Origin of the sequence: Allobosea sp. Root381 (genome assembly GCF_001429395.1) — a bacterium.
Taxonomy (GTDB): domain Bacteria; phylum Pseudomonadota; class Alphaproteobacteria; order Rhizobiales; family Beijerinckiaceae; genus Allobosea.
On record NZ_LMJT01000008.1, the window covers coordinates 81,980 to 96,474 of the forward strand.

General features: G+C 67.2%; 17 protein-coding genes. 7 read left to right on the forward strand and 10 right to left on the reverse strand.

Annotated elements, in window-relative coordinates; all coding sequences use genetic code 11:
• Nucleotides 1–2: 2 nt before the first annotated feature.
• Entirely contained in the window at nucleotides 3–458 is a 456-nt protein-coding gene (gene queF, locus ASE63_RS09215) for a preQ(1) synthase (RefSeq protein WP_056799947.1), read from the reverse strand.
• A gap of 220 nt (nucleotides 459–678) precedes the next feature.
• Here queF and ASE63_RS09220 point away from each other — a divergent pair, with 220 nt between their 5' ends.
• The gene (locus tag ASE63_RS09220; RefSeq protein ID WP_056799950.1) at nucleotides 679–909 is read left to right on the forward strand and encodes a hypothetical protein; all 231 of its coding nucleotides are present in this window, start codon (nucleotides 679–681) and stop codon (nucleotides 907–909) included.
• On the opposite strand, the gene ASE63_RS28720 is transcribed toward ASE63_RS09220, so the two are convergent.
• The gene (locus tag ASE63_RS28720) at nucleotides 910–1,035 is read right to left on the reverse strand and encodes a hypothetical protein (protein WP_280137442.1); all 126 of its coding nucleotides are present in this window, start codon (nucleotides 1,033–1,035) and stop codon (nucleotides 910–912) included.
• 155 nt (nucleotides 1,036–1,190) lie between these two features.
• Here ASE63_RS28720 and eno point away from each other — a divergent pair, with 155 nt between their 5' ends.
• Complete coding sequence (gene eno / locus ASE63_RS09225) at nucleotides 1,191–2,474, forward strand: phosphopyruvate hydratase (RefSeq protein ID WP_056799953.1); 1,284 nt, start codon at nucleotides 1,191–1,193, stop codon at nucleotides 2,472–2,474.
• 22 nt (nucleotides 2,475–2,496) lie between these two features.
• Here eno and ASE63_RS27160 read toward each other — a convergent pair whose 3' ends face one another.
• Nucleotides 2,497–3,267, reverse strand: coding sequence for a hypothetical protein (locus ASE63_RS27160; protein WP_156410276.1), 771 nt, complete (start codon nucleotides 3,265–3,267; stop codon nucleotides 2,497–2,499).
• 48 nt (nucleotides 3,268–3,315) lie between these two features.
• Here ASE63_RS27160 and ASE63_RS09235 point away from each other — a divergent pair, with 48 nt between their 5' ends.
• Nucleotides 3,316–4,302 carry a DMT family transporter gene (locus ASE63_RS09235; RefSeq protein WP_156410277.1) on the forward strand — a complete coding sequence of 329 codons (987 nt, stop codon included), beginning with the start codon at nucleotides 3,316–3,318 and terminating at the stop codon, nucleotides 4,300–4,302.
• Here the strand turns inward: ASE63_RS09235 and ASE63_RS09240 are convergent.
• The 3 genes from ASE63_RS09240 to ASE63_RS09250 form a co-directional block, all read right to left on the reverse strand.
• Nucleotides 4,216–5,004, reverse strand: coding sequence for a hypothetical protein (locus tag ASE63_RS09240; protein ID WP_056799963.1), 789 nt, complete (start codon nucleotides 5,002–5,004; stop codon nucleotides 4,216–4,218). The two genes, ASE63_RS09235 and ASE63_RS09240, sit on opposite strands and share 87 nt — an antisense overlap.
• Nucleotides 5,001–6,173 carry a tRNA guanosine(34) transglycosylase Tgt gene (gene tgt, locus ASE63_RS09245; RefSeq protein WP_056799966.1) on the reverse strand — a complete coding sequence of 391 codons (1,173 nt, stop codon included), beginning with the start codon at nucleotides 6,171–6,173 and terminating at the stop codon, nucleotides 5,001–5,003. Before tgt ends, ASE63_RS09240 begins: the two co-directional genes overlap by 4 nt.
• A 181-nt stretch (nucleotides 6,174–6,354) precedes the next feature.
• Nucleotides 6,355–6,708 (reverse strand): ArsC family reductase, encoded by a 354-nt coding sequence (locus tag ASE63_RS09250; RefSeq protein ID WP_056799971.1) that lies wholly within the window; start codon nucleotides 6,706–6,708, stop codon nucleotides 6,355–6,357.
• Between the two features lie 115 nt (nucleotides 6,709–6,823).
• On the opposite strand from ASE63_RS09250, the gene ASE63_RS09255 reads away from it, so the two are divergent.
• Entirely contained in the window at nucleotides 6,824–7,390 is a 567-nt protein-coding gene (locus tag ASE63_RS09255) for a phosphoribosyltransferase family protein (protein WP_056799974.1), read from the forward strand.
• 3 nt (nucleotides 7,391–7,393) lie between these two features.
• On the opposite strand, the gene ASE63_RS09260 is transcribed toward ASE63_RS09255, so the two are convergent.
• Both ASE63_RS09260 and ASE63_RS09265 read right to left on the reverse strand, forming a co-directional pair.
• Nucleotides 7,394–8,098: a glutathione S-transferase N-terminal domain-containing protein gene (locus ASE63_RS09260; protein WP_056799976.1), complete on the reverse strand. Its 705-nt coding sequence runs from the start codon at nucleotides 8,096–8,098 to the stop codon at nucleotides 7,394–7,396.
• Nucleotides 8,099–8,226: 128 nt separating this feature from the next.
• The gene (locus tag ASE63_RS09265; protein ID WP_056799979.1) at nucleotides 8,227–9,078 is read right to left on the reverse strand and encodes a hypothetical protein; all 852 of its coding nucleotides are present in this window, start codon (nucleotides 9,076–9,078) and stop codon (nucleotides 8,227–8,229) included.
• A 231-nt stretch (nucleotides 9,079–9,309) separates the two neighbouring features.
• On the opposite strand from ASE63_RS09265, the gene ASE63_RS09270 reads away from it, so the two are divergent.
• A complete protein-coding gene (locus tag ASE63_RS09270) occupies nucleotides 9,310–10,341 on the forward strand; it encodes an LLM class flavin-dependent oxidoreductase (RefSeq protein WP_056799982.1) in 1,032 nt (343 codons plus the stop codon).
• 190 nt (nucleotides 10,342–10,531) lie between these two features.
• Here the strand turns inward: ASE63_RS09270 and ASE63_RS09275 are convergent, their stop codons facing one another.
• Both ASE63_RS09275 and ASE63_RS09280 read right to left on the reverse strand, forming a co-directional pair.
• Nucleotides 10,532–11,308 carry an SDR family oxidoreductase gene (locus ASE63_RS09275; protein WP_056799986.1) on the reverse strand — a complete coding sequence of 259 codons (777 nt, stop codon included), beginning with the start codon at nucleotides 11,306–11,308 and terminating at the stop codon, nucleotides 10,532–10,534.
• Between the two features lie 26 nt (nucleotides 11,309–11,334).
• Nucleotides 11,335–12,090 carry a GntR family transcriptional regulator gene (locus ASE63_RS09280; protein WP_244491349.1) on the reverse strand — a complete coding sequence of 252 codons (756 nt, stop codon included), beginning with the start codon at nucleotides 12,088–12,090 and terminating at the stop codon, nucleotides 11,335–11,337.
• A 107-nt stretch (nucleotides 12,091–12,197) separates the two neighbouring features.
• On the opposite strand from ASE63_RS09280, the gene ASE63_RS09285 reads away from it, so the two are divergent.
• Together ASE63_RS09285 and ASE63_RS09290 are read left to right on the forward strand one after the other, a co-directional pair.
• On the forward strand, nucleotides 12,198–13,457 hold the full coding sequence (locus ASE63_RS09285) for an ABC transporter substrate-binding protein (protein ID WP_056799997.1): 1,260 nt from the start codon (nucleotides 12,198–12,200) through the stop codon (nucleotides 13,455–13,457).
• A gap of 108 nt (nucleotides 13,458–13,565) precedes the next feature.
• The gene (locus ASE63_RS09290; protein WP_082609785.1) at nucleotides 13,566–14,495 is read left to right on the forward strand and encodes a branched-chain amino acid ABC transporter permease; all 930 of its coding nucleotides are present in this window, start codon (nucleotides 13,566–13,568) and stop codon (nucleotides 14,493–14,495) included.

The following is a 14,495-nucleotide window of genomic DNA, read 5'->3' on the forward strand; positions in this document are numbered from 1 at the left end:
GCTCAGCGCCCGCGATAGGGCGCGACGCCCTGATCCGGCAGCCAGAGCCCCTTCGGCGGCTCGCCCGTCTGCCAGAACACGTCAATCGGGATGCCGCCGCGCGGATACCAGTAGCCGCCGATCCTGAACCATTCCGGCTCGAGCAGCTCGACCAGCTTCTTGCCGATGCCGACCGTGCAGTCCTCGTGGAAGGCGCCATGGTTGCGGAAGGAGCCGAGATAGAGCTTGAGCGACTTCGACTCCACCAGCCACTGCCCCGGCAGATAGTCGATCACCAGGATGCCGAAATCCGGCTGGCCGGTGACCGGGCAGATCGAGGTGAATTCCGGGCAGGTGAAGCGCGTCAGATAGGGCGTGCCGGCATGCGGGTTGGGCACGCGGTCGAGGCGCGCCTCTTCGGGCGATGCGGGCAGCGCGGCATGCTGTCCGAGCTGCAGGGTCGTGGTGTCGATCGACATCGAGGGCTCCTGAGGTTTGCGGCCTTCTAGAGCATTGTGCACCGCGGTGGGAACCGGTTTCCGCGTCCGCGCGACGGCAAGGAACGAGCGCGCAACCTTACGCCGGCCTCGAGCGTTCAATTTATCTTAAATTCCACGCGGCACGTAAAAGCGATCGGAGTGACTGCCTCGCTAAAAACGCCTCCGATCCGCAGCCGATCGAGACGAGCGCCCCCAGACGATGATCATCGCCGGCATCCTGTTCCTGATGGGAATCCTGATCGGCCTGTCGTTCGGCTACGCGGCGATCATCGCGGCGAGCATCACGATGACCTTGATCATCATCCCGCTCTGGCTGATACGGGCCGAGTTCGGCCTCATCACCTTCCTGGCCTGGCTCGGCTACCTGCTGGCGCTGCAGAGCGGCTTCCTGGTCGGCGGCTATGTGCGCACCGACGCCGACGAGGGCTAATCACCAGAACCAGACGGCGCGGCCGGCCAACGCGCAGAGCCCCGCCCACCAGGCGACTGTAACGGCGAGAGCGGCGAGGACGATTTCCGGGGATGGGCGCCGCCCATTCGACACGATACGGAACATCTTCGTCTCCCGATGAGACAGCTGCGCGCTGCCATCGGATCAAGCGCAAGACGCAAGCCGGAAGCATGAGCGGGCGATCGGGGCTTCCCGCGCGCCGGACCGTTGGCTAGAAGCGCGGCTGACACTTTCCTCCCGCGTCCGCCACGGAGCTTTCCATGACCGCGATCATCGATATCATCGGCCGCCAGATCCTCGACTCGCGCGGCAATCCCACGGTCGAGGTCGACGTGGTGCTCGAAGACGGCTCGATGGGCCGCGCCGCCGTCCCCTCGGGCGCCTCGACCGGCGCTCATGAGGCGGTGGAGCTCCGCGACGGCGACAAGAGCCGCTATCTCGGCAAGGGTGTCGAGAAGGCCGTCGAAGCGGTCAACGTCGACATCGCCGAGGCCATTGTCGCGATGGACGCCGAAGACCAGGCCGCGATCGACCAGGCGATGATCGATCTCGACGGCACGCCCAACAAGGCGAAGCTCGGCGCCAACGCGATCCTCGGCGTCTCGCTCGCGGTCGCCAAGGCCGCGGCCGAAGCCTCGGGCCTGCCGCTCTACCGCTATGTCGGCGGCACCTCGGCCCGCGTCCTGCCTGTGCCGATGATGAACATCGTCAATGGCGGCGCCCATGCCGACAACCCGATCGACTTCCAGGAATTCATGGTGATGCCGATCGGCGCCTCCTCCTTCGCCGAGGGCCTGCGCATGGGCGCGGAGGTGTTCCACACGCTGAAGAAGGCGCTGCACGACGCCGGCCACAACACCAATGTCGGCGACGAAGGCGGCTTCGCGCCCAACCTGAAATCGGCCGAGGCCGCGCTCGACTTCGTCATGGGTGCGATCGAGACCGCCGGCTATAAGCCTGGCGAGGATCTCGCGCTGGCGCTCGACTGCGCCGCGACCGAGTTCTTCAAGGACGGTTCCTACGTCTATGAGGGCGAGCGCAAGACGCGCGATCCCAAGGCACAGGCGAAGTACCTCGCCAAGCTCGTCGGCAACTATCCGATCGTCTCGATCGAGGACGGCATGGCCGAGGACGACTGGGAGGGCTGGAAGGCCCTGACGGACCTCGTCGGTTCGAAGTGCCAGCTGGTCGGCGACGACCTCTTCGTCACCAACGTCACGCGCCTCTCGCAGGGCATCAAGGCGAAGACGGCCAATTCGATCCTGGTCAAGGTCAACCAGATCGGCACGCTGACGGAGACGCTCGCGGCTGTCGAAATGGCCCAGCGCGCCGGCTACACCGCCGTGATGTCGCATCGCTCGGGCGAGACCGAGGACGCCACCATCGCCGATCTCGCGGTCGCGACGAATTGCGGGCAGATCAAGACCGGCTCGCTGGCCCGCTCCGACCGGACGGCGAAGTACAACCAGCTCCTGCGCATCGAGGAGGAACTCGGCGCCCAGGCCGTCTATGCCGGGCGCGCGGCTCTCAAGGCGCTGGCCTGAGGCATTCCCGCTGCCGCGCTCACTAGCGCGGCAGCAACTCCGCAGCGCGCGAGACCGTCCAGGAACCCGCCGCGCCGACGGCGCCGGCCGCGCCCGTCACGATGCCAGCCGCCCGAGCGACCGGCTCGACGATGGTGCGGCTGAGCAGGCCCAGGCCGGGCGCTGCCGCTTCGATAATCTGGGGAGAGGCGGCGATCGCGGGCGGTGTCAGCGAAAGCGGCGGCGTAAGCGTTTCGACCTTATGGGCCTCGCCTGTTGCGGCCGTGCGCTTAACCGCTGGCGCGACCTGAGCCGTCGCTGCAATGCGGGTTTCGGCCACCGCGCGAGCCCATTCGGTTTCCGAGAAGGCACGCTCGGGCCAATCCGCGCTCATCGGCATCACCAATGCGGCAGGCCTGACGATGCCCGGCCGCGCGCTCGCCAGGGCGGCCTCTTCGCTGGCGGCGCCGCTATGGCGGGCGATGATCTTGCCGTCGACGACGGCAGGCAGGCTCCAATCCCCCACGCCAGCGTTCTCCGCCACCGTTCGGGACGGAGCACCGGGCTCGGCAGAAATCGACGCCATAACGCCGAATGCGCCTGCCAACGCGAGCAGACTAGCGAGCGCCGGCATGGCCCGCCCCAGGGAGCCTGGGAGAAGATCGGAGAGGCGAAAATAGGTGGCGGCAGCTTGCATCGAAATCGTCCTGCGTTTCCCGCTTACGAAATCCGCAGAGCCGGCATTGCGAAGGCCGAAAAACGGCAGGATTGCGTTGGCTGAAAAAGCACTGTCGCCGCAACGCCTTGCCGCCATGCGCCCGCCCCTGTAACGGTGGTCGCAGTTCCGGGCTAGGGGTGGCGCATGCCTGCAAGCCACCCGCCTCCAAGCGAAGCCGAGTCCCGCGAGCGGCTGCGCTGGCGGCTCGCGGTTGCGGGGATGCTGCTGAGCGTCCTGATCTTCGGATCGAACTTCGTCGTCAGCCGCCATGCCGTGCTCAACGGCATATCGCAGCATGACCTGCTGGCGTTGCGCTTCGCCACAGCAGGGACATTGCTGCTGCCGATATTCCTGAAGCCCGGCCTGTCGCAATGCGGCGGCGTCGGCTGGCAACGCGGCCTGCTGTTGGTTCTGACCAGCGGCTTCCCGATGACCTATCTGATGCTGACCGGGCTGACGATGGCACCGGCAGCCCATGGCGCGACGATCGGGCCAGGAATCGTGACGCTGATCGGCATCGGCGGCAGCGTTGTGCTGTTCGGCGCGGTCCTGTCGCCGCGACTGATCGCAGGAGTGACCGCGGTGCTCGCAGGTCTCGGCTGCCTCGCCTTCGCCGGCTCGAGCGGCGCGGGCAACGACGTGCTCTGGGGCGATCTCTGCTTCCTCGGCGTCGGCCTGCTCTGGGGCTTCTACCCGCTGCTGATCCAGCTCTGGAAGGTCGACGGGCTGAAGGGCGCGGCGATCGTCTCGGTCTTGTCGATGGCCTATCTGCCCTTCTATTTCCTGTTCTTCTTCAGGGGCTTCGACATCGCGCCCTGGTGGGTTCTGGGCTTCCATGCCGTCTATCAGGGGGTGATCAACGTCATCCTCGGCCTCTGGCTCTGGGGCTGGGCCGCACATGTCCTGGGCGCTGCGGTGGTCGGCCGCTTCCCGCCGCTGATCCCGGTCACGGGGACGGCGCTGGCGATCCCGGCGCTGGGCGAGATCCCCGGCCCGCTCCAGTTCGCCGGCTTCGCGATGATCATCGGCGGGCTGTTCGTTGCCTCATGGCGCCGCCCGGCGCGAAAGGGCCATCAGGCCCAGGTTCCAGACGACGCAGATCAGCAGACCGACGCCGAGCGCCGGCCATGAGCCCAGCGGCACGGCCGCGAGATGCACGACCGAAATGGCGAGGCCGAAGCCGAGCAGCGCGATGACGCTGTTGGCGATCACCGCCGCCGCCGCCGGGCCGCCGATGCGCGGCTGCAGGATCAGCACCAGGCTCGACATCACGATCGGCAGGCCGGCCAGCACGCCCGACCAGACACCGCCGACATGGGCGCTCGCGGTGGTTGCCGTGCCCGCCAGCGCCGCGACGCACAGGGCCCGGAGCGGGATCGCGAACCAGGGCGGCTCGGCCGGCCGCGCTGAACGGGCAGCGAGATAAGGCCTCACTGCCAGATGGGCGCCGATGAAGACGGCGAGCGTCAGGCCGAGCAGCGTCCAGAAGGATGGCTCCAGCCAGTACAGGGCAAAGACGGCCACGAGCCAGACAAGCAAAGCCGGTCCGAGGCTCGCCAGCGTCGCGTGCTTCTGCGCGCGCAGCACATAGACCAGGAAGAGACAGCCATTCGCAACGGTGGACGCCATGCTGCCCAGCGCGGCATCCGCGATGAAGGCTGCGTCATGGTCGAGCGCCAGGAAGACATAGACCGGGCCGAGCGAGATCGGCAGCGTCGCGATCAGGGCCGCGACGAGGGGCCCGCTGCGCTCCGCGATCAACGAACAGCTGACGACGATGCCGGCAGCGATCGCCATCTTGAAGAGCAGCAGGAAGAGCCAGGACTCGGTCACGGCGCTCCCGCAGTGTCGCCCCTGGTCCAGCCCTCCTTCGTCTCGGCGACGAAGTCCTCCAGCCGCCCGGCCGCAATTGCCGCGCGCAGACCCGCCATCAGCTCCTGATAATAGGCGAGGTTGATCCAGGTCAGCAGCATCTTGCCGAGCATCTCCTCGGCCTTGACGAGGTGATGCAGATAGGCGCGCGACCAGCCATTGGCGGCCGGGCAGGACGACAGCTCGTCGACCGGGCGCGAATCCTCGGCATGCTTGGCGTTCTTCAGGTTCATGCGGCCGAAGCGGGTGAAGATCTGCCCATGGCGCCCGGCGCGCGTCGGCATCACGCAGTCGAACATGTCGACGCCGCGCCTGACGGCCTCGACGATGTCGTCGGGCGTACCGACGCCCATCAGGTAGCGCGGCTTCTCCTGCGGCAAATGCGGCTCGACCGTCTCGATCATCGCCAGCATGACGTCCTGCGGCTCGCCGACCGCGAGCCCGCCGATGGCGTAGCCCTTGAGATCCATCGCGGCGAGCTCGCGCGCGCTCTCGACGCGAAGAGCCGGCACCGCACCGCCCTGGACGATGCCGAAGAGCGCCCTGCCCGCGGGATTGCCGAAAGCCGCCTTGCAGCGCTCGGCCCAGCGCAGCGAGAGACGCATCGCCTTCTCCGCCACCTTGTCCTCGCAGGGCAGCGAGACGCATTCGTCGAGCTGCATGACGATGTCGGAGCCGAGCAGGTTCTGGATCTCGACCGAGCGCTCGGGGCTGAGCATGTGCTTCGAGCCGTCGATATGCGACTGGAAGGTCACGCCCTCCTCGGTCAGCTTGCGCAGATTGGCGAGCGACATCACCTGGAAGCCGCCGGAATCGGTCAGGATCGGGTGCGGCCAGTTCATGAATTTGTGCAGCCCGCCCTGCCTGGCGACACGCTCGGCGCCCGGCCGCAGCATCAGGTGGTAGGTGTTGCCGAGCACGACATCGGCGCCGAGCTCGCGGACCTGCGCCGGGTACATGCCCTTGACGGTCGCGGCGGTCCCGACCGGCATGAAGGCCGGCGTGCGGATGGTGCCGCGCGGCATGCGGATCTCGCCGGTGCGGGCGGCGCCGTCGCGGGCATGGAGATCGAAGCTGAAATCGGTTGTCGCAACGGCTTCGGGTTGCGCGGGCTGGGGTATGGCGATCATGGGCTGCGAGGTAGAGCAGCGCGGGTCTTTAGGGAAGAGGCGTGGACGCCGGGCAGACGTCTCCCACCGTCATGCTCGGGCGTGACCGAAGCATCTCTGGAAGAGTGGCGCCTCGCGCCCTTCGGCGGGCGATTCTCGGGTCGCCACTTCGCGGCGCCCGAGAATGACGGTGCCTGCCGGCTCAGGCCTTGGCCAGCGCCGCCTCGTAGATCGCCGGCTTGAAACCGATGACCGTTCTGCCCTTGCCGAGCTCGAGGACCGGGCGCTTGATCATGGCGGGCTGCGCCAGCATCAGCGCGACCGCCTTGCCAGCATCCAGGCCCTGCTTGTCGGCATCCGGCAGGGCGCGGAAGGTCGTTCCGGCACGGTTCAGCACGGTCTCCCAGCCATGCTCCTTCACCCAGCGCTCCAGCGAACCCCGATCGATGCCGCTCGCCTTGTAGTCGTGGAAGGCATGGGCGATGCCTTGCCCTTCCAGCCAGGTGCGCGCCTTCTTCATCGTGTCACAATTCTTGATGCCGTAGATGGTGATCATTCTGGTCCACCGTTTCGAGCCTGCCCGCCACGCTCATGCGGCGAGGTTGTCACCGGACCAGGCCAAAATGTCCTCAGGGGCATGATTCGAGCGGGCCGGTCGGCCGGGGAATAGCATGGATCGCGAAGCGGATTTCCCGGAAGGCGACGATGGGCTGCGAAAGGCTCATGTCAGGCGATGGATGAACTATCCCGCGCCCGGCACGGACTTTCCCGACGCGAGCACCCTCACCTGCGACGGTGCGCTCGCGAGCATGGCGTTCCGCGAGTTCGAGCGAGGCCTGCCAGGTGACATCGATCTCGTCGCCGGGATCGATGTCGGTGGCATCGGCTATGCGGGCGGGCTCGCGCTGGCACGTTCCATCGGGTTCATCGACATCCGCAAGGTCCGCTCGCTCCAGCCGGACGTGGTGCGAAACCTGATCCCCAATTACGAACTCGGCAGCGGCGTCGCGCTGTCGAAGGGCAACAACCTGGCGGGACGCAGCGTCGCCATCGTGGACGACTGCCTGATGTCGGGCGAGACCGCGCTGGCCGCGGCCCGGCTGCTGCGCCGGCTCGGAGCGCGCTGCACGGCGGCGCTCTTCATGTTCGAGCTCGACGGGCTCGGCGGGCGCGCGGCGCTGGAGGCTCAGGGCATCACCGTCAGCGTGCTGAGGACACTGCCCCAAAAGCAGCCCTGACGATCAAGGGCGCTTCGGACTGTCGAGCCCGCGCTGCACCGCCGGCCGGGCAAGACCGCGCTCGAGCCAGGCCGGAACGTTCTTCAGGCTGGCATAGTCGACGAGTTCACCTGCATCGTAGAAGCCGACGAGGTTGCGGACCCAGCCGAGCGAGGCGATGTCGGCGATGGTGTATTCATCGCCCATGAGCCAGTCGCGCCCCTCGAGCCGGGTCTCGAGAACCCCGAGCAGACGCTTGCTTTCGTTGGCGTAACGGTCGCGTGGGCGCTTGTCCTCGTAGTCCTTGCCGGCGAACTTGTGGAAGAAGCCGAGCTGGCCGAACATCGGCCCGAGTCCCCCCATCTGGAACATCACCCACTGGATCGTCTCGTAGCGGCCGGCAGGATCGGCCGGGATGAGCTTGCCGGTCTTCTCGGCGAGGTAGATCAGGATCGCGCCCGACTCGAACAGGCCGAGCGGCTTTCCGCCCGGGCCATCGGGGTCGATGATCGCGGGAATCTTGCCGTTGGGGTTCAGCGACAGGAATTCCGGCCCCCAGGTCTCGTTCTTCCCGATGTCGATCAAGTGTGGCTCGTAGGGAAGGCCGAGTTCTTCCAGCGCGATCGAGACCTTCACGCCGTTCGGCGTCGGCAGGGAATAGAGCTGGATGCGATCGGGATGCGTCGCCGGCCAGCGTGCCGTGATCGGAAAGGCGGAGAGATCTGCCATCGAAGGCTCCTCGGAGGCGGCGCGGCGGGAATCGACGCGCGAAGGAGCGCGACGATAGCCGCCCTGCCCCGTCCCGCAATCTCACAGGAGCGTCAGAGCCCCCGGCCCCGCGGTGGCGGCAGGCCTCCTCAGTCCAGCCGGCGCAGCAGCGTCAGGCGACTCGGGTTGCTCTCGGCCAGCAGGATGTCGCCGTCCGGCGTTCCGAAGATGCCATGCGCGCCGTTGAGCATCGGCCGGCAGCGGCCGAGCTTCTCGCCGTTCGGGCCGATCTTCTGCAGGTTGGGCACCATGTCGGTGACGTAGGTGTTGCCGTCCGCATCGCCCCAGATCGCCACGGGGTCGCGGAAATGCGTCCAGCTGGCGAGGTGGTTGCCATTGCGGTCGAAGACCTGGACGCGGTCGTTTGCGCGGTCGACGACGACGACCCGGCCATCGGCATGGGTCCAGATCGCATGCGGCCAACCAAACTGGCCGTCGCCCTTGCCCTGCTCGCCCCAGCTCTGGATATGGACGCCATAGGCCGAGAAGCGATGGATGCGGCTCGCCGCATAGCCGTCGGACACATAGATGTCGCCCCAGGCGGAGACATGCACGTCGGTAGGATGGTTGAACGGCGCCAGCGGCTCGCCGCGCTGTCCGAGCGCGCCCAGCCGCTCGCCTTCGGGCGAGCAGATCAGCACCTCGTGCATGTCGCGGTCGACGCAGAGGATGCGCCCGGCGGCATCGACCGTGAACATGTGCGAATCCGCGATAAGGTCCTCGCCCCAGCCGCGGATGAACTCGCCCTCCGGCGACAATTCGACCACGCGGGGATCATTGGCCTGCGTCAGCGGGTCGTGCCGCAGCATGACGAAGACGTGGCCGCGCGCATCGACGGTGACGTCGGTGACGAAGCCGGCATTCTGAGGCCAGGAGCCGAAGGGGCGTTCGACGCGGTAGCGGGTATCGCCGAGGGCGACGATCAGATCGGATGCGGGCAAGGAAACCTCGGCGATGGCCTGTATCGGGGAGCGCTCCGATGGCGCGCGCAGGCGCTCCTGCCCCCGGGAAGCGTGGGCGGAAGCGAGGTGTAATTCGTTTGTCCCGTCGGGTGAAGCGCGGATGCACGCCTGACAGCCGCAGGCCTTGGCTGCTATGGCTCGCCGGCCCGGCGGAGGGCCGATCCAACCGACCTCCGGACGACAGTCTTCGCGACCCAAGGAGAGACCCGCATGGCCCAGCAACTCGAACTCGGCCTCGACACCTTCGGCGACGTGACCTCGGGGCCGGACGGGGCGCCGTTGCCGCATGCGCAGGTGATCCGCGACCTGATCGAGGAGGCAGTGCTCGCCGACAGCCTCGGTATCGACTTCATCGGAGTCGGCGAGCATCACCGCGCCGACTTCGCCGTCTCGACGCCGGAAACGGTGCTGGCGGCCATCGCAGCGAGAACCTCCCGCATCCGGCTGGGCTCGGCCGTGACGGTGCTGAGTTCGGACGATCCGGTCCGCGTCTTCCAGCGCTTCTCGACGGTGGATGCGATCTCGAACGGGCGGGCCGAGGTCATCCTCGGGCGGGGTTCCTTCACCGAATCCTTCCCGCTCTTCGGCTTCGATCTCAGCCAGTACGAGACGCTGTTTGCGGAAAAGCTCGACCTGTTTTCGGCGCTGATCAGCAAGGAATCGGTAAGCTGGAAAGGCTCGATCCGCCCGCCGCTCAGCGAGCAGCGCGTCTTCCCGCCCATCGAGACGGGGCGCCTCAGGACCTGGATCGGCGTCGGCGGCAGCCCGGAATCGGTCGTCCGCGCCGCCCGCTACGGCCTGCCGCTGATGCTCGCGATCATCGGCGGCGACCCGGGCCGCTTCATCCCTTACGCCGATCTCTATCGCCGCGCCTTCGCGCAGCTCGGCGAACGGGTGCAGCCGATCGGCATACACTCGCCGGGCTATGTCGCCGCGACCGACGAACTGGCGCGCCAGGAGTTCTTCGCCGACTACAAGCGCATGCGCGACCGCATCGGCAGCGAACGCGGCTGGCCGCCGATGGGCCGCGACGAGTTCGAGAACGAAGTACAGCGCGGCTCCCTCTATCTCGGCTCGCCAGAGACCGTGGCGCGCAAGATCACAGCGACGGTGAAGACGCTCGGCCTGTCGCGCTTCCAGATGAAATACAGCGCCGGGCCGCTGTCGCACGAGAAGATGATGCGCTGCATCAGCCTGTATGGCGAAAAGGTCGTGCCGCTGGTGCGGGACATGCTGGCCTGATGGCGGCCGGGCAAAATGCACAGAAAAGGCGTTCTAAGAGAATCGCTTCCCGCGGTTTCCTCGCACAGCGCCTCAACGAATTGTGTCGCCGCGCCATGGCGTTTGATCGCGGAACCACCCCGTCATCCCGGGACAGGTGCGGGATGATGGGGTGGTTGCGCGCGAACCCTTGAGACAGCTTTGCCGCAGCTCACGCCAGCATGCGTGTATCGCCGCAGACCGAGATCTCCTGACCCGAGATCGTCTTGGCGAAGGGCGAGGCGAGGAAGACGATCTGCCTGGCGATGTCGGCGGGATCGACGAACTGCTTGATCGAGACCCCCGCGAACAACCGCTGCGTCATCTCCTCATGCGAGACATTGAAGCTGCGCGCCTTGTTGGCGATGACGCTCTGGATGCGCGGGCCCTCGACGAGACCGGGACAGATCGCGTTCGCGCGGATGCCGAACTCGCCGAGCTCGGCCGAGAGCGCCTTGGTGAAGCCGATGACGCCCCATTTCGCCGCGGCATAGGGCGAGCGCAGCGGGAAGCCGTGCTTGCCGGCCTGGCTCGACAGATTGACGATCGAGGCGTTCTCAGACTGCTTCAGGTGCTGGACCGCAAGCCGCGTGCAATTGAACTGGCCGGTCAGGTCGATGGCGACGCAAGCGTCCCAGTCGGCGGGGTCGATCTCGTCGACGCGGCCGGTGGGGCCGGCGATACCGGCATTGTTGACCAAGCAATCGAGCCCCCCGAGCGCCGCCAGCGCTTCCTCGAAGAGCTGGCCGACGGCGGCGCGGTCGGAGACATCGCAGACCGACTGCGACATCGCGGGATCGCTCTTCGCCATCTCCGCAAGCGCCGCCTCGTCGACGTCGCAGATATGGACCCTCGCCCCCTCCGCCGCGAAGGCGCGCGCCGTCGCGCGGCCGATGCCGTTGGCGCCGGCCGTCACCAGCACGCGCAGGCCCTTGATCTGCAGATCCATCCTTGCGTCTCCCGTCCAGATTGGTCTCAGGCGCTGAGCTGGCCTGTTTCCTCGATATGCGTGGCTGCGGCCGCGATGTCGTCCTCCAGCGCAGCGCGTGCGGCAGCCGCGTCCTGACTTCGCAAGGCGTCCAGCAGCCGCGCATGCGCCTGCATGGCGCTGCCGCCCTTGAGGCGGCGCGGCTCGTCGCGCATATCGATATTGAGAATCGGCCCTGCCTTGAGCCAGAGCCGCTCGATCATCTCGATCAGGCCCGGCATGCCGGCGGCCTCGTAGAGCGCGAAATGCAGGTCCCGATTGGCCGCGACGGCGCCTGCGCTGTCCGGCGGATCGGCACTCGCCGCCTTGCGGAAAGCGGCATCATAGCTCGTGACCCGCGCGATATCCTGTGGTGTCGCCTTTCGCGCCGCTTCCTCGGCGGCGAAGCCTTCGACCACGAGCCGTAGCCGCGTCAATTCCCGGAACTGCGCCAGCGTCAGCACCGGCACCCGGACCGCCCTGCCTGGCAGCACCTCAAGCGCCCGGTCCGCCGCCAGCCGGCTGACGGCCTCCCTGACCGGCATCATCGAGACGCCGAGCGCTTCGGCCACGCGGCGAAGGGAAAGCTTCTCGCCCGGAGCCAGCCGGCCTGCAACCAGCAGCGCCCGCAGCTCCCCGGTCACGCGTTCGCCGAGGGTTTCGCGCTGGATCGCACCGATCCGGTCGAGCGCCGAGCCATCATGGTCCGGCGTGCCGGCGGCCGCTTCAGGCGGCATGGAGAAGGGCTGGACAGGGGCAGTCATGTCTGCCAACCTAACTGTGATCACAGATCACGACAAGCGGCATGAGACCGCTGATCTCAATCGGCCGACGTCGAAACGGCGCGGCGCACGTTCTGGGAGGAACGCCAATGTCAGACCTGAAGACGACCCGCCTCTCGCGCCGGCAAGCGCTGGCCGGGCTCGGCGCCGGCGCTGCGACCGGGCTCATCGCGAGCCCGTCGCTCATCCTGGCGCAGACGCCGGACGTGATCCGCTTCGGCCATCTGACGCCGCGCACCGGCTTCCTCGGCCCCCTCGGCGAGTACGGCGTGATGGCGGTCGATCTCGCCGTCGAGGAGATCAACGCGGCCGGCGGCGTCAACGGGCGCAAGCTCGAGGCGCTGAAGGAGGACTCCGTCAATCCGCAGACCGCCTCGACCAAGGCGGAGCGCATGATCGAGCGCGACAAGGTCGCCTGCATCATCGGCGAGATTTCGTCGGCCTCGGCGCTGACGATCGCGCAGGTGGCGGGCCGGACCAAGACGCTGTTCGTCAACACGGGCGCGAATTCGGACGCGCTGCGCGGCGAAAGCTGCAACCGCTACATGTTCCATGTCGAGCACCAGAACTCGATGTATGTGAAGAGCTGCGGCCGCGCGCTGATGGCGCAGGGGCTGGTGAAGGGCAAGAAGTGGTTCTCGCTGACGGCGGACTACGCCTTCGGGCATGACCTGCTCAAGGTCGCCAAGCGCTTCATGGAGAGCAATGGCGGCCAGTTCGCCGCCGACAAGCTGGTGCCGACAGACGCGACCGACTTCTCCGCGCTGCTGCTGGAGATTCGCGCCGCCAAGCCCGACCTCGTGATCTCGAACCTCGCCGGCAATCAGATCACCAATTTCCTGAAGCAGTATTCCGAGTTCGGCCTGACCTTCCCGGTCGCGGGCTTCGGCTTCGACACGGCGCTCGCCTGGGCCGCCGGCAAGGACAATTTCGGCGGCATCTGGCCGTCCGTCTGGAACCACCTGATCGACACGCCCTCGACCAAGGCCTTCGTCGCCGCTTTCACCAAGAAATACGGCAAGCCGCCGGAGAACCAGGCCTGGGGTGACTACATCGCCGTGAAGATCATGGCCCAGTCGATGAACGAGCTGAAGAGCACGGACACCCCCAAGATCCTGGAGCACTGGGAGAAGGGCGCGAAGTTCGACGTGATGAAGCCGCGCCAGGGCTATTTCCGCGCCTCCGACCATCAGCTCATCAGCGAAATGTACACGATCACCGCCCTGCCCGCGGCGCAGGTGAAGAACCAGTGGGACCTCTTCACCTCCGCGGGCCCGATCCCGGGGCCGGACGAGAACATGGAGGTCATCGCCACCAGCGGCGACGAGGCCGTCTGCAAGATGAGCTGATCGCCGCAGCGTCATTCTCGGGCGGCGCGACGCGCCGACCCGAGAATCTCGTGACGAGAAGGCCACCGGCGCCTCCTCCGACCTGAGATGCTCGGGTCAAGCCCGAGCATGACGGCCCGATCCGACCCATCGCCTCATCGCGCAACACGCAAAGGCCAACCCTTGCTCACCCTCTTCATCCAGCAGGTGCTGAACGGGCTGCTCGACGGGGTCTATTACCTCCTGATCGCGCTCGGCCTGTCGCTGATCTTCTCGCTCGGCGGCATCGTCAACCTGGCGCATGGCGCCTTCTATGCGATCGGCGCCTATCTCACGATCGTGCTCGCGCCGCATATCGGCTTCGGCGGGGCGTTGGTGGCATCGCCCTTGGTGGTCGCGCTGATCGGCATCGTCGTCGAGCGCACGCTGTTCCAGCGCTTCTACAGGACCGACCCGATCCTCTCGCTGCTGCTGACCTTCGGGCTCGCCATGGTGGCCGAGCAGAGCCTGCGGATGAGCTTCGGCGCGCCGCCGCTCTCATTCTCGATCCCGCCGGAACTGCGCGGCCAGATCTTCATCGGTGACTTCATCTATTCGCGCTACCGGGCGATGCTTTTGCTGATCGCGGCCGGTTGCGTGCTCGGGCTCTGGTTCCTGCTGCAGCGCACCGCCTTCGGTCGGGTCGTGCGCGCCGGCGTGCAGAACCCGGACATGGTCGGCGCGCTCGGCATCTCGCTGCAGCCCTACATGGTCGCGGTCGCCGCCATCGGCATCGGCCTCGCCGGATTGGCCGGCGTGCTGTTGGCGCCGATTTATTCGATCCATCCCGCCATGGGCCAGGAGATCATCACGCCGGCCTTCGTCGTCGTCGTCATCGGCGGGCTCGGCTCGTTCTGGGGCGTGGTGGTGGCGGCGCTGATGGTCGGCCTCGTCAAGGGCATCACCATCGGGCTCGGCTTCACGCAATGGTCCACCGCGGTGATCTACCTGATGATGCTGCTCGTCCTGCTGTTCCGGCCCCGCGGCCTGTTCGGCGAACGCATCCAGCGCTTCGAGTGA

Bases quoted from the DNA above. Each gene is read 5' to 3' on its own strand.
- ASE63_RS09255 (WP_056799974.1), top strand. From the start codon at position 6,824: ATGGATCGCGAAGCGGATTTCCCGGAAGGCGACGATGGGCTGCGAAAG.
- ASE63_RS09290 (WP_082609785.1), top strand. From the start codon at position 13,566: ATGACGGCCCGATCCGACCCATCGCCTCATCGCGCAACACGCAAAGGC.
- ASE63_RS09280 (WP_244491349.1), bottom strand. From the start codon at position 12,090: ATGACTGCCCCTGTCCAGCCCTTCTCCATGCCGCCTGAAGCGGCCGCC.
- ASE63_RS09250 (WP_056799971.1), bottom strand. From the start codon at position 6,708: ATGATCACCATCTACGGCATCAAGAATTGTGACACGATGAAGAAGGCG.
- ASE63_RS09220 (WP_056799950.1), top strand. From the start codon at position 679: ATGATCATCGCCGGCATCCTGTTCCTGATGGGAATCCTGATCGGCCTG.
- ASE63_RS09260 (WP_056799976.1), bottom strand. From the start codon at position 8,098: ATGGCAGATCTCTCCGCCTTTCCGATCACGGCACGCTGGCCGGCGACG.
- ASE63_RS28720 (WP_280137442.1), bottom strand. From the start codon at position 1,035: ATGTTCCGTATCGTGTCGAATGGGCGGCGCCCATCCCCGGAAATCGTC.
- tgt (WP_056799966.1), bottom strand. From the start codon at position 6,173: ATGATCGCCATACCCCAGCCCGCGCAACCCGAAGCCGTTGCGACAACC.
- ASE63_RS09270 (WP_056799982.1), top strand. From the start codon at position 9,310: ATGGCCCAGCAACTCGAACTCGGCCTCGACACCTTCGGCGACGTGACC.
- ASE63_RS27160 (WP_156410276.1), bottom strand. From the start codon at position 3,267: ATGGCGGCAAGGCGTTGCGGCGACAGTGCTTTTTCAGCCAACGCAATC.
- eno (WP_056799953.1), top strand. From the start codon at position 1,191: ATGACCGCGATCATCGATATCATCGGCCGCCAGATCCTCGACTCGCGC.
- ASE63_RS09275 (WP_056799986.1), bottom strand. From the start codon at position 11,308: ATGGATCTGCAGATCAAGGGCCTGCGCGTGCTGGTGACGGCCGGCGCC.
- ASE63_RS09235 (WP_156410277.1), top strand. From the start codon at position 3,316: ATGCCTGCAAGCCACCCGCCTCCAAGCGAAGCCGAGTCCCGCGAGCGG.
- queF (WP_056799947.1), bottom strand. From the start codon at position 458: ATGTCGATCGACACCACGACCCTGCAGCTCGGACAGCATGCCGCGCTG.
- ASE63_RS09285 (WP_056799997.1), top strand. From the start codon at position 12,198: ATGTCAGACCTGAAGACGACCCGCCTCTCGCGCCGGCAAGCGCTGGCC.